This window comes from Variovorax sp. Soil_C_39 (assembly GCF_057656815.1).
Map to the genome: position 1 here is coordinate 499,378 of NZ_JBDGJQ010000003.1, position 17,988 is coordinate 517,365.

Genomic DNA, 17,988 nt, shown 5'->3' on the forward strand with positions numbered 1-17,988 from the left:
TCACACGGCCACGGGCGCCTTGATGGGCTCGTGGTGTCGGTAGTCGAGCACCTCGAAGTCCTCGTAGCGGTAGTCGAAGATCGAATCGGGGCGGCGCTTGATGTGGAGCGTGGGGTAGGGGTGCGGCGTGCGGCTCAGCTGCAGCGCCACCTGCTCGGCGTGGTTGCTGTAGATGTGGCAGTCGCCGCCGGTCCAGATGAAGTCGCCCACGTCGAGGTCGCACTGCTGGGCCATCATGTGCGTGAGCAGCGCATAGCTCGCGATGTTGAACGGCACGCCGAGAAAGATGTCGGCGCTGCGCTGGTAGAGCTGGCAGCTCAGCTTGCCGCGCTCGCCGCTCGCCTGCGGCGGCGCCACGTAGAACTGGAAGAAGGCATGGCAGGGCATGAGCGCCATCTTCGAGAGCTCGGCCACGTTCCAGGCGCTCACGATGATGCGGCGCGAGTCGGGGTTGGCCTTCAGCGTCTTGACGACCTCCGAGATCTGGTCGATGTGGCCGCCGTCGGGCGTGGGCCAGCTGCGCCACTGCACGCCGTACACCGGGCCCAGGTCGCCGTCTTCGCGCGCCCATTCGTCCCAGATGGAGACGCCGCGCTCCTTGAGCCAGTTGTTGTTGCTCGAGCCGGTCAGGAACCACAGCAGTTCCTGGATGATGGACTTCAGGTGCACCTTCTTCGTGGTCACGAGCGGGAAGCCTTCGTTCAGGTCGAAGCGCATCTGGTAGCCGAACACACTCTTGGTGCCGGTGCCGGTGCGGTCGCCCTTGTGCACGCCGTGCGTGTCGACGTGGCGCATGAAGTCTTCGTACTGGGAGCGGACGGGGCGGGAAGATGTGGGCGTCATGGGCGGTGAAGTCGGTCAGGCGGCAGGCCGGGCGGGGTTTCGAATTTTAAGTGGGAGCGCGTAGCATCGCAGGATGACCCAAGAACACCACCACGAAGGGCATGACCACGAACACAGCGCGCTCGGTGAGATGGACCTGCGCGTGCGGGCGCTCGAGAGCGTGCTGGCCGAAAAGGGCTACATCGATCCGGCCGCGCTCGACGTGCTGATCGACACCTACCAGACCCGCATCGGCCCGCGTAACGGCGCGCGCGTGGTGGCGCGGGCCTGGGTCGATCCGGCGTTTCGCGAATGGCTGCTGCGCGATGCCACCGCAGCGATCGCCTCGCTCGGCTACACCGGCCGGCAGGGCGAGCACATGGTCGCCGTCGCGAACACCGCCGAGCTGCACCACATGGTGGTCTGCACCTTGTGCAGCTGCTATCCGTGGCCGGTGCTCGGCCTGCCGCCCACCTGGTACAAGAGCGCGCCCTACCGCTCGCGCGCCGTGAAGGACCCGCGCGGCGTGCTCGCCGACTTTGGCGTGGTGCTGCCCGAGACCACGCGCATCCGGGTCTGGGACTCGACCGCCGAGGTGCGCTACCTCGTCATTCCCGAGCGGCCCGCGGGCACCGATCACATGAGCGAGGCCGAGCTGGCCGCGCTGGTCTCGCGCGATTCGATGATCGGCACGCGGCTGGCCGGCGTGCCCGAAGAGGAGGCCGGGCCATGAGCCACGCCACCCAGGCCGACCTCGGTGGCCAGCCCGGCTTCGGCGCGGTGGTGCCCGAGCCCGAGGGCGAGCTGTTCCACGCCGGCTGGGAGCCGCGCGCGCTGGCCCTGGTGCTGGCCATGGGCGCGACCGGTTCGTGGAACATCGATGCGAGCCGGGCGGCGCGCGAAACGCTGCCTAACTACCTGCAGCTGAGCTACTACCAGATCTGGCTCGCGGCGCTCGAGAAGTTGATGGCCGAGCGCGGCCAGCTCTTCGAGGACGAGATCGCACAGGGCCGCATGCTGCATGCGCCGGTGCCGCCGCGGCGCGTGCTGCAGGCCGGCGATGTCGCGGCCGTGCTCGCCAAGGGCGCACCCACCGCGCGCCCGGTGGGCGCGCCCGCGCGTTTCGCGGTCGGGCAGGCGGTGCGCACGCGCAGCGACCGGGTCGACCACCACACGCGCCTGCCTGGCTACGCGCACGGGCGGCGCGGCATCGTCGAGCGGGTGCATGGCGCGCACGTGTTCGCCGACAGCCATGCGCACGATGGCGGCGAGGCGCCGCAGTGGCTCTACACCGTGGTGTTCGACGAGGCCGAGCTGTGGGGAGCGCAGGCGCAGCGCCTCGCGGTGTCGGTCGACGCCTGGGAGAGCTACCTGGAGCCGGCCGAATGAGCGGCGCCGGCGCAGACCTTCCGTCCGAGGCACTGGCGCCCGGCATGCCGCGCGATGCGGACGGGCCGGTGTTCAGTGCGCCGTGGGAGGCGCAAGCCTTCGCGATGACGCTGGCGCTGCACGAGAAGGGCCTTTTCAGCTGGACTGAATGGGCCGCGGCGCTGGCGTGGCAGATCGAGGCGGCGCAGGCCGCGGGCGATCCCGACACGGGCGAGACCTACTACCGCCACTGGCTTGCCGCGCTCGAGGAACTCGTCGCCCGCAAGGGCGCGGCCACCGACCGCGAGCTCGCGCGCTACCGCCATGCCTGGGACCATGCGGCCGATCGCACGCCGCACGGGCAAGCAATCGCGCTGCGCGACGCGGATTTCGATTCCTAGCCGAAGGCCAGCCGAGCCGCCGCGCGCAGGTGCTGCAACCCGGGCAGGTGGGCCGCGGATGCACGCCGGTAGATCAGGGCCAGGGACGATGCGGGCAGCGGCTGCTGCAGGCGCAGCACTGACAGGCGTCCTGCCTCGACGTGCTCGCGCGCGAGCTCCAGCGGCGCGATCGTCAGGCCCAGCCCCGTCGCGCTGAGGCGCACGTTGCCGTCGAGGTGCGAAGCCTCGACGAAGGGCTGCGGCGGCTGCACCCCCTGCAGGTGGAACATGCCGTCGAGCGCGCGGCGCAGGTGGGTGGATGCAGGCGGCAGGATCCAGGGCTGCGCCGCCAGTTCGCTCCACGCCACGCGCCGCCGCGTGCCCGGGCGCAGCGAGGGCGGCGCCAACACCACTACCTGTTCCTCGCGCAGCCGCTCGACAGCCAGCGGCTGCGTGTCGGTTGCGGCCAGGTCGCCGGCGGCATACAGCGTCACCAGTGCCTCGATATGGCCTTGCAGCAGTTGCTCGAGCAGCAGCGGCAAGTGTCCATCCTGCACCCGCACCACGAGCGGCGGCTTTGCGCCGTCGGGCCGGGGCAGGCAGGCCAGCAACTGCGGCAGCACGCGCGAGACGATGTAGGGCGAAGCGCCCAGCGTGATCCGGCCCGCGGGCAGCGTCTTCGCGGCACCATCATCGGCCGCGAGTCCTTCGAGCTCCTGCAGCAGCAACCGCCCGTGCGCGATCAGGCGCTCGCCGCGCGGCGTGGCGACCATGCCGCGTGGGCGGCGCTCGAACAGCACCGCGTCGAGCGACGATTCGATCTCGCGCAACGCCTTGCTGACGGCGGCGGCCGACAGGCTCAGCCGCGCGGCAGCGGCGCGGACGCTGCCCTCATCGGCCACCGCGCACAGCATGTCGAGCTGGCTGAAGCGAAGCCGCGCATAGCGCTGCAGGGAAGTCATGAGGGCGTGGAGTGTCAACCAGAGGTGAACGCAAGTGTCCAAAAAGTCGCTTGGCAGGTCAATGCGTGATTCCTAGACTGGCCGCCATGGACGCACTGCGACGACTTTTGGTTCTCTCCGGCCTCGGGTTCGGGCTCAAGGCCGCCGCCGCGCAGGATGCCTGGCCGGTGCCGGGCCGACCCATCCGGATGGCCGTCCCGGCACCGCCCGGCGGGCCCGGCGACGTGGTGGCCCGGATGCTGGCGCGCGAACTCGGCGAGCGCATGAAAACGGCGGTCGTGGTCGACAACAAACCCGGCGGTGCCAGCATCCCGGGCGCGATGGACGTCGCACGGGCGGCGCCCGATGGCCACACGCTGTTGCTGACGCTCAACACCACCCACACGCAGGTGCCGCACCTGTACGCCCGCGTGCCTTTCGACCCGTTCGCAGACTTCACGCCGATTGCGCCGGTCTACCGTGGGCATTCGGTGCTGGTGGCGCACCCCTCGTTTCCCGCCGCCAACCTGGCGGAGGCGATCGCGCGCAGCCGCGAGCAGACCGTGGCCTTCGGCTCGCCGAGCCCGGGCACGACGGGCCATCTCTACATCGAGATACTGAATGCCGACCACGGGGCGCGCTTCGTCCACGTGCCGTACAAAGGGTCGAGCCCGGCCCAGCAGGACCTGCTCGCGGGCCACATCGGCTTGCTGTTCGACTCGCCGGCCACGGCCTTGCCGCATGTGCGCACGGGCCGTCTGAAGGCGCTCGCCAGCACCGGGCCGACGCGGCTTTCCGCCTTGCCCGACGTGCCCACTGCGCGCGAGCAGGGCCTGAGCGGACTCGACCGCGGGACCTGGCTGGGCGTTTTCGGACCGGCGCGGCTTCCCGATGCGATCGTCGCGCGCCTCAACCAGGAGATCGTGCAGGCCTTGGAAAGCTCCCAGCTGCGCGCGCAATTCGCTGCCTTGGGCGTCGAGCTTGCATCGGGAACGCCCGGCGACTTCGCGGAACTCATTCGCGCCGATCACCAGCACTGGGGCCGGGTGATCCGCCGCATCGGACTTCGACTGGATGGATGACATGGACACGACGACCCCCGACGCCGCACTGCTGCAGCGCATCGCCGACCTCGAAACCGACCTCGCGCAACTGCGGCGCCGCGTCACGGTGGCAGAGGACATCGAGCTGATCGGCAAGCTCACGCGTGCCTACGGCTACTACCTCGACAAGGCGCTGTGGGACGAACTGCTGCCGCTGTTCACCGACGACTGCGAGGTGGAGATTTCCGCGCTCGGCGTCTACGTGGGCCGGGCGCAGCTGGAGCGGCTTTTCAAGCAGTTCCTTGGCCGCGGTCCCGCGAAGAGCGGCCCGAATGGCCTAGTCTGGGGACAGCTGTACAACCACATGATGGTGCAGGGGATCGTGCACGTCGACGACGACGGGCGGCATGCACAGGGGCGATGGCGGTCGTTCATGCAACTGGCCGAGTTTGGCAAGTACGGCCGGTGGGGCGAGGGCGTCGAGACCTTCGCGTACGAGAAGAACGATGCCGGCCAATGGCGCATTTCGCGCATGCACTTCTATCGCACCTTCCACACGCCCTACGAGGAAAGCTGGGCCACGGCAACGTCGCCGCGCGGGGGCATGCTGCAGGACTGCCCGCCCGATCGTCCGCCCACGGAGTCCTACGATCCCTGGCCCGGCGTGTACATCCCGCCGTTCCACTACCCGAACCCGATCACGGGACGCGGTTGGACGCCGGTGCCGCCTGCCCGCGAAGAGGAAAGGAACGCGACGTCTTGAAGGAGCGCGCACCCGTGTCGGCGCAAGACCACATGGCTGTGCGCCGTGTGTCCTCACGCGCGGGGCGCGCAAGCCCTTAACCTGGGGCTGATGACAGGAACGACGACGACAAACCCGGCGCATGCGTTGGCTTCCCACCCATCGCCCACGCCCCACCGCTGGCATTTCATCCGCGCCGGCGGCACCGACCAGGTCATCTTCCGCACCGGCGAAGACATCGCCCGCATCGGCGAGCTGGACCAGAAGCTCTGGGTGGCGCTGGCGTGCCCGACGCGTGGCATCGACTTCGACACGCGCACGCTCGACCTGATCGACACCGACCGCGATGCACGCGTGCGCCCGCCCGAGGTGGTGGCGGCGTGCGAATGGGTCTGCGCGCGCCTGCGCAATCCCGACGTGCTGCTGCAAGGCAGCGACGTGCTGTCGCTTGGCGACCTCGACGACCGCAACCCCGCAGGTGCGCGCCTGCGCGATGAAGCGCAGCGGCTGCTGCACCTCCAGGGCCGGCCCGACTCGGACACCCTCACGCTCGACGACATCGCCAATCGCGGCGAGCTGCTCGCGGCCATGCGCTTCAACGGCGATGGCATCGTCACGCCCGAGACGGCGCAGGACGAGGCGGTGCGCGCCACCCTCGCCGAGATCATCCGCACCCATGGCAGCGTGCCCGACCGCCACAAGCAGACGCCCGGCGTGGACCGCGCGCGCGTGGAAGCGTTCTTTGCCGAAGTGCAGCTTGCGCGCGACTGGCATGCCCAGGCCGACGCCGGCAACGCCGAGCTGATGCCGCTCGGCGAAGCGACGCTCGCGGCGGCGGATGCGACCGCCAAGGTGCAGGCCAAGCTCGACGATTTCTTCGCGCGCTGCCGTGTGGCGGCGTTCGACGCGCAAGCCGAAGCGGCGCTCAATCCATCGGCCAAAGCCTACGACGCGCTCGGCGCCGGTCGCCTCGACCTGCATGCCGAGCCCATTGCCGAACTGCCGCTCGCGCCGGTAACGCGCCATTGCGTGCTGCCGCTGCAGGGCACCAGCCTCAACCCGGCCTGGGCCGATGCCATTGCATCGTTCGCCAACCGCGCAGTCACGCCGCTCCTGGGTGCGCGCAGCGAGCTGGCCGAGGCCGATTGGCATGCCATCCGCCAAAAGCTTGCGCCGCTGCAGACGCTGATGGCGAAGCGGCCCGACAACTGGGCCGCGGCGCTGCCACTCGCACGGCTCGAGGCACTGCTGCAGACCCGCGACGCCGTGCTCGCGCTGATCCGTGAAGATGAGGAGGCCGAGACGCACAACGCCTTGCTGGTCGACCTGGAGAAGCTCATCCGCCTGCAGCGCGACCTCGTGGTGCTGCTCGAGAACTTCGTCTCGTTCAAGGCCTTCTACCACCGCGAAGGCGCGATCTTCCAGGCCGGCACGCTCTACCTCGACGGACGCAGCTGCGAGCTCACCGTGCAGGTCGACGACACGGCGAAGCACGCCGTGCTCGCCGGCCTGGCGAAGACCTGCCTGGCCTACTGCAACTGCACGCGCCAGGGCGCGAAGATGAGCATCGTCGCGGCCTTCACCGCCGGTGACGTGGACTTTCTCTTCGTGGGGCGCAACGGCGTCTTCTACGACCGCCAGGGCCGCGACTGGGACGCCACAATCACCAAGCTGATCGAGAACCCGACCAGCGTGGCACAGGCGTTCTTTTCGCCCTACAAGAAGTTCGTGCGCGTGATCGAGGAGCAGGTGGCCAAGCGCGCGGCCGCGCAGGAGGCTGTGGGCCAGGGCTCGCTCACGGGCTTTGCCACCCGCCTCACCACCGCCGACCAGGCCGGCGCCGCGGCCAAGGCAGGCCAGACCGCGCCAGCGCGCCCCGGCGGGCGCGTCGATGTCGGCACTGTTGCGGCCATCGGGGTGGCACTGGGCAGCATCAGCGCGGTGCTGGTGGGCATCTTCGGCAAGTTCATCGACCTGGGCCAGTGGATACCGATCGGGCTGCTGGGCATCGTGCTCGCGATCTCGGGGCCGAGCATGCTCATCGCGTGGCTCAAGCTGCGCCAGCGCAGCCTGGGCCCGATCCTCGACGCGAGCGGCTGGGCCATCAACGGGCGAATGAAAGTCAATGTGCGGCTCGGCGGCATGCTGTCGCAGACGGCGCGGGTGCCGCCGAACGGCCGCCGCGTCGCGCGCGATCCGTACCGCGAGCGGCATGGCGTCACGGGGCTGGTCGCCGCGGCCGTGCTGGTGCTTTCGCTGGCGGTGCTCGCCTGGCGCATGGACTGGCTCGACGACCGGCTGCCGGCGGGGTTGCGGCATTCGCCGCAGGCGCCGGCCGTGGCGTCGCAGGGCGGTTGAAGGGCGAGGGGGCTCGCTTCAGCCCGGCGCCGCGCCGGTGCTCGCACGGGTGACCAGTGTTACCGGCAGGGGGGCTGCAGCGGGGGCGGGAATGCCTTGCAGCTGCGCGAGCAGGTAGCGGCCCGATCGTTCGCCGATCTCGCGGATCGGCAGCCGCACGGTGGTCAGCGGCGGATGCACGAAGGGCGCGAAGTCGTTGTCGTTGAAGCTCGCGATCGACAGCCGGCGCGGCACCTCGATGCCGGCCTGGTCGAGCGCGGCGAGCGCACCGGCGGCCAGGTAGTCGCTGCCGCAGACGATGGCGGTCACGGGCGGTTGGCGCCGGGCGATGGCGTTCATGGCATCGAAGCCTTCCTGGAAGCCGTGTTCCGTCTCGGCGAGTGCGTCCTCGCACAAGGTCAAGCCGCGCTTGGAGATCGCAAGGCCCAGGTCGCGCAGCCGCCGCCGCGCGCGCTCGCTGTCGGCAGTGCGCCCGCCGATGTAGCCGAGGCGGCGGTGGCCGAGCGCCGCCAGGTGGTCGACCACCAGCGACGCCGCGGCGTACTCGTCAAAGCCCACGCTGTGGCCCGTGTCGTCCGGCGGCGCCCACATGGTGACGAACGGCGTGCGGTGTGCGGCGAGCATGGCAAGCACTTGCGGCGGCTGTTCGGCGCCGAGCAGGGCCACGGCGTCGACGCCGCGCTCGAGCAGGGCGCGCAGGATGCTCGTCTCGTACGCAGGGCGGGGGTCCGGCGCGGACAACAGCAAGGTATAGCCCTCGGCCGCCAGCGTGGCCTCGAGCGCCTGCACCAGCGCCGGAAACGACGAGCTCCCGAAGCGCGGCACGATGGCGCCGACCGTCATGGTGCGGCGCATCGCGAGCGCGCGGGCGGCGCCATTGGCCACGTAGCCGAGCCGTTCGACCGCCTCGGTCACGCGCAGCCGCGTGGCCTCGCTGATCATGTCCGGCCGGCTCAGCGTGCGTGAGACGGTGCCGGTGGAGACGCCAGCGAGCCTGGCCACATCGGCCAGCGAGGCCGCACGTGCGCCGGCGGGTGGCGGCGTGGGGCCGCTGGGCGAAGGCGAGAGGCGGCGAGTGGGCGGGGTCATGGTTGCGGCAGGTCGAGCGAACGATCTTAACGGCGCTGCAACCGCATGCATCCGGTTGGTACTAACCCGATAGCTTGCATTTGTGAACTCGACCTATGCTTTGTGCAAGCGCTTGCATAAGCGCCGTCCACCCCACTGGAGACATGCCATGAAGCTGATTGCGCGCTATTGCCGCTCCCTGTTCGTTCCTGCCGCCGCGGCGTTGATGCTGATGGCTGCACCTGCCGCCGTGGCCCAGCCGGCAACCTGGCCGGTGGCCGGAAAGCCGATCCGTATCGTGGTGCCTTTTCCTGCGGGTTCCGGCTCGGATGCGACCGCGCGCGTCATCGCCAAGCTCATGACCGACGAACTCGGCGGCGCCAGCGTCATCGTCGACAACAAGCCGGGCGCGGGCACGTTCATCGGTGCACAGGAAGTGGCGCGCGCGCCGGCCGACGGCCACACGCTGCTCTACACCATCGTCATCACGCACACGCAGAACCCGCACCTCTACAAGAAGCTGCCCTACGACCCGGTGAAGGACTTCACGCCGCTCGCGCAGATGGTCAAGTCGGCCACGGTGCTGATCGCCCCGCCCGATGCGCCCTTCAACAACGTGCAGGAACTGGTCGCCTACGCCAGGGCCAACCCGGGCAAGCTCAACTACGCTTCGTTCTCGCAGGGCTCGACCTCGCACCTGAATGGCGAGCTGCTGCAGATGCGCAGCGGCACCAAGATGACCCACGTGCCCTACAAGGGAACGGCCGATGCCTCGCGCGCACTCGTGGCAGGCGAGGTGCAGCTGTACTTCGACGGCACGGCCACGGCGGTGCAGCTGATCAAGGCGGGCAAGGCCAAGGGGCTCGGCACGGCGACACCCATGCGCGTGCCGGTGCTGCCCGAGATGCCGACCATCGCCGAACAAGGCGTGGCGGGCCTCGACATCGTGGGCTGGCAGGGCATCTTCGGCCCGGGCGGCATGGACCCGGCCGTGGCCCGGAAGCTCGGCGACGTGCTCGCGAAGATCGCGCGCTCGCCGGAGATGCTCAAGCTGATCGAGACGCAGGGCAATGAGCCCTCCGGCGCGTCGGGCCCGGCCTTCGCGGCCATCGTGAAGAACGACAGCGAGCGCTGGGGCGAGGTCATCAAGGCCGCCGGCATCAAACTGGATTGAAGAGAAGGAAGCGAGACATGTTCGACACCCTCATTCGCGGCGGCACCGTCGTCGACGGCAGCGGCCAGCCCCGATTCACGGGCGATATCGGCATCACCGATGGCCGCATCGCCGAAGTCGGCGGCAAGCTCGGCGCGGGCCGGCGCGAGATCGATGCGCAAGGCGCCATCGTCACCCCGGGCTGGGTCGACGTGCACACGCACTACGACGGTCAGGTGACCTGGGACCCGTACCTCAGCCCCTCGACCGACCACGGCGTGACCAGCGTCGTCATGGGCAACTGCGGCGTCGGCTTCGCGCCGGTGCATGCCGACAAGCGCGACTGGCTCATCAGCGTGATGGAGGGCGTGGAGGACATTCCCGGCACCGTGCTCGCCGAAGGCATCGACTGGCAGTGGGAGAGTTTTCCGGAATACCTGGATGCGCTGGAGCGCATGCCGCGCGCGCTCGACGTGGGGGCGCAGATCCCGCATTCGGCACTGCGCACCTACGTGATGGGCGAGCGCGGCATCACGCACGACGAGGCCACGCCGGCCGACATCCAGGCCATGGTGCAGTTGGTGCGCGAAGGCATGCGCGCCGGCGCGCTCGGCTTCTCGACCAGCCGCACCATCATCCACAAGTACCAGGGCCGCAAGTACCCGCCGGGTACCTTCGCGTCGCCCGACGAGATCCTCGGCATCGGGCGGGTGCTGGGCGAGGTCGGGCACGGCGTGTTCCAGATGACGTCGAACCACTACCAGATGGAGGCCGAGCTGCCGTGGATGGCGCAGCTCGCGCGCGACAACAACCTGCCCGTGGCCTTTGCGCTGGTGCAGACCGACCAGACGCCCGACACGTGGAAGCGGCTGCTCGCGGCACTCGACGAAACGCACCAGGACAACGTGCCGCTCTACGGCGCCGTGGCGGGCCGGCCGGCCGGCATCCTGATGGCCTGGCTCGGCTCGACGCACCCGTTCATGACGCACCCGCTGTGGCAGCAGATCGCGCCGCTGCCATGGCCCGAGAAGCTGGCGCGGCTGCGCGATCCGCAGGTGCGCGCGCAGCTCACCGACATGGCGGCGCTCATGGGTTCGGCGCAGTACGACACCCGCACCGCCTACCTGACGCAGAGCTTCCACAAGATGTATGCGCTGGGGGCAGAGCCCGACTACGAGCCGCCGCAGGAAAACAGCATCGCCGCCATCGCCGAGCGCGACGGCCGCACGCCGCTCGAGGTGGCCTACGACATGCTGATGGACCTCGATGGCAAGGGCATTGTCTACTTTCCGAGCTTCAACTACGCCTACAACGACCTGCGCCAGCTGCACGAGGAGCTGCAGCATCCGCGCACGATGATGAGCCTTGCCGATGGCGGGGCGCACTGCGGCTACATCTGCGACGTGAGCATGCCGACCTACATGCTCACGCACTGGGCGCGCGACCGCCGCCGCGGTCCCACGCTGCCGCTCGAGCTGATGGTGCAGCGCCAGACCCGCGACACGGCGCGCATCTACGGCCTCGAAGACCGCGGGCTGCTGCAGCCTGGCTACCTGGCCGACGTCAACATCATCGATTTCGAGCGGCTGCGCATCCCGCCGCCCTACGTGGCTTTCGACCTGCCGGCCGGCGGCCGGCGCCTGGTGCAGACCGCCGAGGGCTACCGGGCGACGCTCAAGGCCGGCGAGACGATCATGGAAGACGGCAAGCCCACCGGGGCATTGCCCGGCAGGCTGATGCGCGGGCCGCAGCGCCGCGCCGGCTAGATTGCCGACCGGCTAGACGCGGATCACCCGCCCCGGGTTCAGGATGTTCTTCGGGTCGAGCCCGCGCTTGATCGCCCGCATCATCTCGAGCGCCACCGGCGACTTGTGCTTCTCGAGCTTTTCGACCTTGAGCGAGCCCACGCCGTGCTCGGCCGAGAACGAGCCGCCGAATTGCTCGACGGCGTCGTACACCAGCGTGTTGATGCGCGCTTCCTCGTCCTGGAGGAAGGCGCGGGTGTCGATGTTCTCGGGCGCCTGCACGTTGTAGTGCAGGTTGCCGTCGCCGAGGTGGCCGAAGTTGACGAGGCGCACGCCCGCGATCTCGCGCGCGAGCAGCGCGTCGGTCTCGGCCACGAAGGCCGGAATGCGCGACACCGGGATCGAGATGTCGTGCTTGATGTTCAGGCCTTCCTCGGCCTGCGCGAGCGGGATGCTCTCACGGATGTGCCAGAGCTGGTGCGCCTGCGTGAGGTTCTCGGCCACCACCGCATCGGTCACGCAGCCGTCCTCGAAGGCGGTTTCGAGCAGCGCCTCGAAGCGCGCGCGCGCATGGTCTTCGGATTCGTTGTCGGAGTTCTCGAGCAGAACGCAGTACGGCACCGCTTCGTCGTCGATGAAGGGCACGCGCAATTGCGGCATGTGCTTGTCGACCAGGCTCAGCGCAAAGCGGCCCATGACCTCGAAGCCCGTGAGGCCCGCGCCCAGGTGCTTGTGCGCGAGGCCCAGCAGCGTGACCGCATGGTCGAGCGAAGGCACCGCGGCCCAGGCCGTGAGCTGTGCGGCGGGGAGCGGATAGAGCTTCATGGTCGCGGCGGTGATGATGCCCAGCGTGCCTTCGCTGCCGATCACCAGGTCGCGCAGGTCGTAGCCGGTGTTGTCCTTGCGCAGGCCGCTGGTGCCGTGCCAGATCTCGCCCTGCGCGGTGACCACCTCGAGGCCGAGGCAGAGCTCGCGCGTGTTGCCGTAGCGCACCACCTGCGTGCCGCCCGCGTTGGTGGCGAGGTTGCCGCCGATGGTGCAGCTGCCCTCGGCCGCCAGGCTCAGCGGGAACAGGAAGCCTTCTTTCTCGGCGGCCTCCTGCAGCGTCTGCAGGATGCAACCGGCTTCCACGGTCATCGTGAGGTTGGCCGCATCGATCGTGCGGATGGCGTTGAGCCGCTGCAGGCTCAGAACCACCTGGGTGCCGCTCTCGTCGGGGATCGAACCCACGGCCAGCCCGGTGTTGCCGCCCTGCGGCACGATCGCGGTGCCGGCCGCGGCGCAGGCCTTGACCACCTCGGCCACCTGCGCGGCATCGGCCGGCCGCACCACGGCCAGCGACTTGCCGCGCGCGCGCTTGCGCCAGTCCTGCTCATAGGCGGCGAGGTCGCCCTCGTGGAGCACATGGGCCGCGCCGACGATGGCGCGCAGACGGTCGAGCAGTGCGGTGTCGGAAGGAGAAGAGAAAGAAGTCATGGTGCGGAAGCTTCCAGGGGGCGGGCCGCCGCGGCGGCCTTGGCATGCCGAAGGCGCAGGCGCACGTGCAGCGCGCAGGCGGTGAAGAGCATGAGGCACAGCAGCACCTCGACCAGCGCGAGCACCTGCCCGACGCCATTGGTGTCGCTCCAGGCGCGCACCACGCCCTCGGTGAAATAGAGCCAGATCATCAGGCTGACCCAGCGGTAGGTGTACATGCGGTTCTTCCACAGGCCCGCGAGCGGGATCACCAGCGGCAGCACCTTCAGCGCCAGCAGCGAACCGCCGGGCCGCAGCGGCGCGAGCCACAGCTCCCAGGCCAGGCCCAGCACGATCAGGCCGACGACGCTGCCGACGGCGAGCCAGCGCGTGGCGGCAACCGAGGGCGCGGGATGATGTTGCGGCGGAGGGGATTTCATGGACGGGAGGGCACCGCGGGATCGGCTTCGGGAAGGAGCGAAAAGGAGCGAAAAAGGCTCGGTTCTTATGATACCGGCCATGAACCGTCGCCAGCTCTGGAGGGATCTTTCGCGCTTTCCGTGGCGCAACACCGCCGCGGTGCTCGGCGAGCGCTTTCGCGAAGACCGGCTCGGCCTCACCGCGAGCAGCCTCACCTTCACCACCACCATCGCGATGGTGCCCTTCTTCACGGTGGCGCTGGCGCTGTTCACCGTGTTCCCGATGTTCGCCGAACTGCAGGGTCGGCTGCAGCGCTGGTTCGTCCAGAGCCTGATTCCCGAGGACATCGCGCGTCAGGTTCTGGGCTACCTGAACCAGTTCGCGAGCAAGGCCAGCGGGCTGGGCATCGCGGGCCTGGCGGTGCTGCTGATCACTGCGATCGCGTTGATCCTCACGATCGACCGCACGCTCAACAACATCTGGCGCGTGCGCTCGCCGCGGCCGTTCGCGCAGCGCGTGCTGATCTACTGGGCCGCCATCACGCTCGGCCCGCTGATCCTGGCCGTGAGCCTCTCGACCACGTCGTACGTGTTCGCCGTTTCGCGGGACGTGGTGGGCGGTGGCGTCGTCAAGCTGCTCTTCGACACCTTCGAGTTCGTGCTGCTGGCCGCGGGCATGGCCTCGCTCTACCACTACGTGCCCAACACGCACGTGCGCTGGTCGCACGCCTGGGCCGGCGGCATCTTCGTGGCGGCCGCGATCGAGATCGCCAAGCGCGTGCTCGGCTACTACCTGAGCCTGGTGCCGACCTATTCGGTGCTCTACGGGGCATTTGCCACGGTGCCGATCCTGCTGGTGTGGATCTACGTCGCCTGGGTGATCGTGCTGCTGGGCGCGGTGATCGCGGCCTACCTGCCGAGCCTTTTGACCGGCGTGGCGCGGCGCGGCGGCCGTGCGGGGTGGCCGCTGCAACTCGCGCTCGAGGCGCTGCAGCACCTGGCGCGCGCGCGCGCCATGCCGGCCAAGGGCATGGGCGCGAGCGAGCTCGTGCGGCGGATGCGGGTCGATGCGCTGCAACTGGTGCCGGTGCTCGAGACCCTGGTGGCGCTCGACTGGATCGCGCCGCTCGCCGAGGAGAGCGACACCGACGACCCGCGCTACGTGCTGCTGGCCGATCCGTCGACCCCGCTCGAACCGCTGCTGCGCGAACTGCTGATGCCGCGCGCCGAGCCGCTCGAAGACCTGTGGCAGAAAGGGCCGCTGCGCTCGCTTCGGCTGGGCGACGTGCTGCTGGTCTAGGGCGGCACTGCGCGTGGAGGGCGCTTTGTCCATAATAGCCAGGGCCTTCCCTTCACTTGCCACCCGAAACTGCCTTGAGCGCTCTTCCCGCCGCCGCCGAATCCGCCGCGCCAGCCAGCGGCACGCCCTGGGTCGTCTGCCTGTGCGCCGAGTGGTGCGGCACCTGCCGCGACTACCGGCCGCTGATGGCGCAGGTGGCGCGCGCGCATCCGCAGTTCCGCTTCGCCTGGGTCGACATCGAGGACCATGCCGAACTGGCCGATGCCTTCGACGTCGAGACCTTCCCCACGCTGCTGATCGCAGGCGCCGACGGCACGCGTTTTCTCGGCCCGCTGCTGCCGCATGCCGAAACGCTGTCGCGCATGCTCGGCGCGCTGCAGGCGCCGCAGCCTTCGAGCCTCGACGTCGACCTGTTGCTGGCGGTGCTCGAGAAGCGGCCGGCCGAGTTCGCGGTCTGAGGCCGAGGTCAGTGCGCCGGTGCGCCGACGAAGTCGTGCAGCGCGAACAGCACCGCGTCGGGCGCCTCGCTCATCAGCGCGTGGCCCGCATGCACGGTCACCACCCTGGCCTGCCGCGCCTTGCCCACCAGTGCCTTGGTGGCACGCGGCGGCGTCATCTGGTCGGCGTCGCCGAGCAGGAACAGCACGGGGCACTGCACCTTCTCGATCGCGGCCTCGCCATTGGCGTAGTCGTTGCAGGCCTTGAAGCCCACATGGAACACGTTCGCGTCGCGGTTGCTCGCGAGCACGCGCCGCATCAGTGCACGCGAGCTGCCATGCAGCCAGGTGCCCGGGCCGAGCGAGGAAGGCGGCGGCGCGAGCAGCGAGTGCGAGAAGGTGTTGACCATCGCGATCGCGCGCTGCGGATCGGTCAGCGAGCCGTCGAGCAGCGCGGGCGACACCACCATGGGGTAGGCGGTGCCCACCAGCGCCAGGTGGGTGACACGCTCGGGCGCGCGTGCGGCGGCTTCGAGCGCGATCAGCGAACCGAAGCTGTGGCCGACCAGCGCGGCCTTGGGCACGCCGGCCGCATCGAGCAGCGCGAGCACGAACTGCGCCGCATCTTCCACGCTCGCGGGCGGCGGCCCTTCGCTCTTGCAGTGGCCCGGCAGGTCGAGCGCGAGCACGTTCCAGCCGTGGTTGGCGAACCAGCGGCTCTGCAGGATCCACACGCTGTGGTCGTTGAGCACGCCGTGGATGAAGGCCACGGTGGGCTTGGCGGCATCGAAGGCCTTGCCGCCGGTGTAGCAGTAGGTGCGATGGCCGTTGACGCTGAAGTCCATGTCAGGCCCCCGCCTTTTCTGCCGCCTTGAGCGCGCGCTTCAGGTCGTCGATCAGGTCGATCGGGTCTTCGAGCCCGATCGACAGCCGGATCGTCCCCTGCGAGATGCCGGCGCCCGCGAGCGCTTCGTCGCTCATGCGGAAGTGGGTGGTGCTCGCGGGATGGATCACCAGGCTGCGGCAGTCGCCCACGTTGGCCAGGTGGCTGAAGAGCTTGAGCGATTCGATGAAGGCCTTGCCTTGTGCGCGCGAACCCCGGATGTCGAAGCTGAACACCGCGCCGGCGCCGCGCGCGCCGTGGCGCAGCAGCTTCTGCGCGAGCGCGTGGCTCGGGTGCGTCTCGATCAGCGGATGGCCCACGCGTGAGACGAAGGGGTGGCTCGCGAGGAACTCGACCACCTTCTGCGTGTTGTCGATGTGGCGCTCCATGCGCAGCGGCAGGGTCTCGATGCCCTGCAGTATCAGCCACGCCGTGTGCGGGCTCATCGAGGCGCCGAAGTCGCGCAGTCCCTCGCGCCGCGCGCGCAGCAGGAAGGCGCCGACAGTGCTTTCCTCGCTGAACACCATGTTGTGGAAGCCGTCGTAGGCCTCGGTCAACTCGGCGAACTTGCCCGAGGCTTCCCAGTCGAAGCTGCCGCCGTCGACCACCACGCCGCCGATCACCGTGCCGTGGCCCGACAGGAACTTGGTGGCCGAGTGGTAGACCAGGTCGGCACCCCAGTCGAAGGGCTTGATCAGGTACGGCGAGGTGAGCGTGGAGTCGACCAGCAGCGGCACGCGGGCGGCATGCGCGATCTCGCTCACCGCGGGAATGTCGAGCACGTCGAGACCCGGGTTGCCCACGGTCTCGCCGAAGAAGAGCTTGGTTTCGGGCCGCACCGCGGCGCGCCAGCCGTCGAAGTCGCCGGGCTTGACGAAGGTGGTCTCGATGCCGAAGCGCCGCATTGTGTAGTGCAGCAGGTTCTGCGACCCGCCGTAGAGCGCGGTGCTTGCGACGATGTGCGAGCCAGCGCCCATCAACGTGGCCACCGAGAGGTGCAGGGCGGCCTGCCCGCTGGCTGTGGCGATCGCCCCGATGCCGCCCTCGAGCGCGGCGACACGCTGCTCGAACACCGCGTTGGTCGGGTTGCTGATGCGCGAGTAGACATGCCCCGCGCGCTCGAGGTTGAAGAGCGCCGCCGCATGGTCGCTCGACTCGAAGACGAAGGAGGTGCTCAGATGGATCGGCACCGCCCGTGCGCCGGTGGCGGGGTCGGGGGCGGCGCCGGCGTGCAGCGCCAGGGTGTCGAAGCCGGGGTCGGAATAGCCGGGCATGGAGGCCTTTCTGGGTTCATTCGCAAGGCCCGCGACGTCTGCAAACATGCGTGCGCGTCATGGGCGTGACGGGGTCGCCGCCGATTGTGGGCTATATTCAAATCGGCACGCCGCCGAGACAGATTTCCGAGAGAGAGGAGCACACGATGAAAGTCAGCGACATCCTTCGCGTCAAGGGCAACACGCTCTTCACCATCACGCCTGACGACCTGCTGGCCGAAGCAGTCAAGACCATGGCGGAAAAGGACATCGGCTCCCTCGTGGTCATGGAACACGGCGACCTGGTCGGCATGCTCACCTTCCGCGAAGTGATCACCGCGATCGTCGCCAACGGCGGCCAGGTCGGCGGCACGCTGGTGCGAAGGGCGATGGACGATGCGCCCGTGACCTGCACGCTCGAGACCGAACTCGACGAGATCCGCCGCATCATGCTCGAGCGCCATGCGCGCTACATGCCCGTGATGGACAAGCGCATGCTGATGGGCGTGATCAGCTTCTACGACGTCGCCAAGGCGGTGGTCGACGCGCAGAACTTCGAGAACAAGATGCTCAAAGCCTACATCCGCGACTGGCCCGAAGAACAGTAGGCCGGCCCGCGGG

Annotated in this window: 18 protein-coding genes; 11 read left to right on the plus strand and 7 right to left on the minus strand. The window is 69.4% G+C overall.

The annotated features are described in order from the left end of the window. Positions 1–843 carry a thymidylate synthase gene (locus AC3A6J_RS10365; protein WP_487859843.1) on the minus strand — a complete coding sequence of 281 codons (843 nt, stop codon included), beginning with the start codon at positions 841–843 and terminating at the stop codon, positions 1–3. A gap of 73 nt (positions 844–916) precedes the next feature. Here AC3A6J_RS10365 and nthA point away from each other — a divergent pair, with 73 nt between their 5' ends. From nthA to AC3A6J_RS10380, 3 genes are read left to right on the plus strand one after another with little or no spacing between them, the layout of a single operon-like run. Next, a complete protein-coding gene (gene nthA / locus AC3A6J_RS10370; RefSeq protein ID WP_487859844.1) occupies positions 917–1,555 on the plus strand; it encodes a nitrile hydratase subunit alpha in 639 nt (212 codons plus the stop codon). After that, entirely contained in the window at positions 1,552–2,211 is a 660-nt protein-coding gene (gene nthB / locus AC3A6J_RS10375; RefSeq protein WP_487859845.1) for a nitrile hydratase subunit beta, read from the plus strand. The genes nthA and nthB overlap by 4 nt, the downstream gene beginning before the upstream one ends. Beyond that, positions 2,208–2,591, plus strand: coding sequence for a nitrile hydratase accessory protein (locus AC3A6J_RS10380; RefSeq protein ID WP_487859846.1), 384 nt, complete (start codon positions 2,208–2,210; stop codon positions 2,589–2,591). The genes nthB and AC3A6J_RS10380 overlap by 4 nt, the downstream gene beginning before the upstream one ends. Here the strand turns inward: AC3A6J_RS10380 and AC3A6J_RS10385 are convergent. After that, entirely contained in the window at positions 2,588–3,532 is a 945-nt protein-coding gene (locus tag AC3A6J_RS10385; protein ID WP_487859847.1) for a LysR family transcriptional regulator, read from the minus strand. The two genes, AC3A6J_RS10380 and AC3A6J_RS10385, sit on opposite strands and share 4 nt — an antisense overlap. An 86-nt stretch (positions 3,533–3,618) precedes the next feature. Between AC3A6J_RS10385 and AC3A6J_RS10390 the strand changes: the two genes are divergently transcribed. The 3 genes from AC3A6J_RS10390 to AC3A6J_RS10400 all read left to right on the plus strand — a co-directional run bounded on the left by AC3A6J_RS10390 (position 3,619) and on the right by AC3A6J_RS10400 (position 7,654). Next, positions 3,619–4,593: a Bug family tripartite tricarboxylate transporter substrate binding protein gene (locus tag AC3A6J_RS10390; RefSeq protein WP_487859848.1), complete on the plus strand. Its 975-nt coding sequence runs from the start codon at positions 3,619–3,621 to the stop codon at positions 4,591–4,593. A 1-nt stretch (position 4,594) separates the two neighbouring features. After that, positions 4,595–5,317, plus strand: a complete 723-nt coding sequence (locus tag AC3A6J_RS10395; RefSeq protein WP_487859849.1) for a nuclear transport factor 2 family protein — start codon at positions 4,595–4,597, stop codon at positions 5,315–5,317. Between the two features lie 90 nt (positions 5,318–5,407). Further along, positions 5,408–7,654, plus strand: coding sequence for a hypothetical protein (locus AC3A6J_RS10400; protein WP_487859850.1), 2,247 nt, complete (start codon positions 5,408–5,410; stop codon positions 7,652–7,654). A gap of 18 nt (positions 7,655–7,672) precedes the next feature. On the opposite strand, the gene AC3A6J_RS10405 is transcribed toward AC3A6J_RS10400, so the two are convergent. Continuing rightward, positions 7,673–8,743 carry a LacI family DNA-binding transcriptional regulator gene (locus AC3A6J_RS10405; protein WP_487859851.1) on the minus strand — a complete coding sequence of 357 codons (1,071 nt, stop codon included), beginning with the start codon at positions 8,741–8,743 and terminating at the stop codon, positions 7,673–7,675. Between the two features lie 148 nt (positions 8,744–8,891). On the opposite strand from AC3A6J_RS10405, the gene AC3A6J_RS10410 reads away from it, so the two are divergent. Together AC3A6J_RS10410 and AC3A6J_RS10415 are read left to right on the plus strand one after the other, a co-directional pair. Further along, positions 8,892–9,896: a Bug family tripartite tricarboxylate transporter substrate binding protein gene (locus tag AC3A6J_RS10410; RefSeq protein ID WP_487859852.1), complete on the plus strand. Its 1,005-nt coding sequence runs from the start codon at positions 8,892–8,894 to the stop codon at positions 9,894–9,896. Between the two features lie 17 nt (positions 9,897–9,913). Continuing rightward, positions 9,914–11,641, plus strand: a complete 1,728-nt coding sequence (locus AC3A6J_RS10415; RefSeq protein WP_487859853.1) for an N-acyl-D-amino-acid deacylase family protein — start codon at positions 9,914–9,916, stop codon at positions 11,639–11,641. A 12-nt stretch (positions 11,642–11,653) separates the two neighbouring features. Here AC3A6J_RS10415 and AC3A6J_RS10420 read toward each other — a convergent pair whose 3' ends face one another. Together AC3A6J_RS10420 and AC3A6J_RS10425 are read right to left on the minus strand one after the other, a co-directional pair. Continuing rightward, entirely contained in the window at positions 11,654–13,096 is a 1,443-nt protein-coding gene (locus AC3A6J_RS10420; RefSeq protein WP_487859854.1) for an FAD-binding oxidoreductase, read from the minus strand. After that, positions 13,093–13,515 carry a DUF2069 domain-containing protein gene (locus tag AC3A6J_RS10425; protein WP_487859855.1) on the minus strand — a complete coding sequence of 141 codons (423 nt, stop codon included), beginning with the start codon at positions 13,513–13,515 and terminating at the stop codon, positions 13,093–13,095. Before AC3A6J_RS10425 ends, AC3A6J_RS10420 begins: the two co-directional genes overlap by 4 nt. Positions 13,516–13,582: 67 nt before the next feature. On the opposite strand from AC3A6J_RS10425, the gene AC3A6J_RS10430 reads away from it, so the two are divergent. Together AC3A6J_RS10430 and AC3A6J_RS10435 are read left to right on the plus strand one after the other, a co-directional pair. Next, complete coding sequence (locus tag AC3A6J_RS10430; RefSeq protein ID WP_487859856.1) at positions 13,583–14,794, plus strand: YihY family inner membrane protein; 1,212 nt, start codon at positions 13,583–13,585, stop codon at positions 14,792–14,794. 74 nt (positions 14,795–14,868) lie between these two features. Continuing rightward, positions 14,869–15,252: a thioredoxin family protein gene (locus AC3A6J_RS10435; protein WP_487859857.1), complete on the plus strand. Its 384-nt coding sequence runs from the start codon at positions 14,869–14,871 to the stop codon at positions 15,250–15,252. Between the two features lie 8 nt (positions 15,253–15,260). On the opposite strand, the gene AC3A6J_RS10440 is transcribed toward AC3A6J_RS10435, so the two are convergent. Next, positions 15,261–16,076: an alpha/beta fold hydrolase gene (locus tag AC3A6J_RS10440; protein WP_487859858.1), complete on the minus strand. Its 816-nt coding sequence runs from the start codon at positions 16,074–16,076 to the stop codon at positions 15,261–15,263. Position 16,077: 1 nt separating this feature from the next. Further along, a complete protein-coding gene (locus AC3A6J_RS10445; RefSeq protein ID WP_487859859.1) occupies positions 16,078–17,388 on the minus strand; it encodes an O-acetylhomoserine aminocarboxypropyltransferase in 1,311 nt (436 codons plus the stop codon). Positions 17,389–17,534: 146 nt separating this feature from the next. On the opposite strand from AC3A6J_RS10445, the gene AC3A6J_RS10450 reads away from it, so the two are divergent. Then, a complete protein-coding gene (locus tag AC3A6J_RS10450) occupies positions 17,535–17,975 on the plus strand; it encodes a CBS domain-containing protein (RefSeq protein ID WP_487859860.1) in 441 nt (146 codons plus the stop codon). Positions 17,976–17,988 lie beyond the last annotated feature (13 nt).

Coding starts and splice junctions, on each gene's coding strand:
- AC3A6J_RS10405 (WP_487859851.1), bottom strand. CDS start 8,743: ATGACCCCGCCCACTCGCCGCCTCTCGCCTTCGCCCAGCGGCCCCACG.
- AC3A6J_RS10410 (WP_487859852.1), top strand. CDS start 8,892: ATGAAGCTGATTGCGCGCTATTGCCGCTCCCTGTTCGTTCCTGCCGCC.
- AC3A6J_RS10415 (WP_487859853.1), top strand. CDS start 9,914: ATGTTCGACACCCTCATTCGCGGCGGCACCGTCGTCGACGGCAGCGGC.
- AC3A6J_RS10385 (WP_487859847.1), bottom strand. CDS start 3,532: ATGACTTCCCTGCAGCGCTATGCGCGGCTTCGCTTCAGCCAGCTCGAC.
- AC3A6J_RS10430 (WP_487859856.1), top strand. CDS start 13,583: ATGATACCGGCCATGAACCGTCGCCAGCTCTGGAGGGATCTTTCGCGC.
- nthB (WP_487859845.1), top strand. CDS start 1,552: ATGAGCCACGCCACCCAGGCCGACCTCGGTGGCCAGCCCGGCTTCGGC.
- nthA (WP_487859844.1), top strand. CDS start 917: ATGACCCAAGAACACCACCACGAAGGGCATGACCACGAACACAGCGCG.
- AC3A6J_RS10440 (WP_487859858.1), bottom strand. CDS start 16,076: ATGGACTTCAGCGTCAACGGCCATCGCACCTACTGCTACACCGGCGGC.
- AC3A6J_RS10395 (WP_487859849.1), top strand. CDS start 4,595: ATGGACACGACGACCCCCGACGCCGCACTGCTGCAGCGCATCGCCGAC.
- AC3A6J_RS10365 (WP_487859843.1), bottom strand. CDS start 843: ATGACGCCCACATCTTCCCGCCCCGTCCGCTCCCAGTACGAAGACTTC.
- AC3A6J_RS10390 (WP_487859848.1), top strand. CDS start 3,619: ATGGACGCACTGCGACGACTTTTGGTTCTCTCCGGCCTCGGGTTCGGG.
- AC3A6J_RS10380 (WP_487859846.1), top strand. CDS start 2,208: ATGAGCGGCGCCGGCGCAGACCTTCCGTCCGAGGCACTGGCGCCCGGC.
- AC3A6J_RS10450 (WP_487859860.1), top strand. CDS start 17,535: ATGAAAGTCAGCGACATCCTTCGCGTCAAGGGCAACACGCTCTTCACC.
- AC3A6J_RS10400 (WP_487859850.1), top strand. CDS start 5,408: ATGACAGGAACGACGACGACAAACCCGGCGCATGCGTTGGCTTCCCAC.
- AC3A6J_RS10420 (WP_487859854.1), bottom strand. CDS start 13,096: ATGACTTCTTTCTCTTCTCCTTCCGACACCGCACTGCTCGACCGTCTG.
- AC3A6J_RS10445 (WP_487859859.1), bottom strand. CDS start 17,388: ATGCCCGGCTATTCCGACCCCGGCTTCGACACCCTGGCGCTGCACGCC.
- AC3A6J_RS10425 (WP_487859855.1), bottom strand. CDS start 13,515: ATGAAATCCCCTCCGCCGCAACATCATCCCGCGCCCTCGGTTGCCGCC.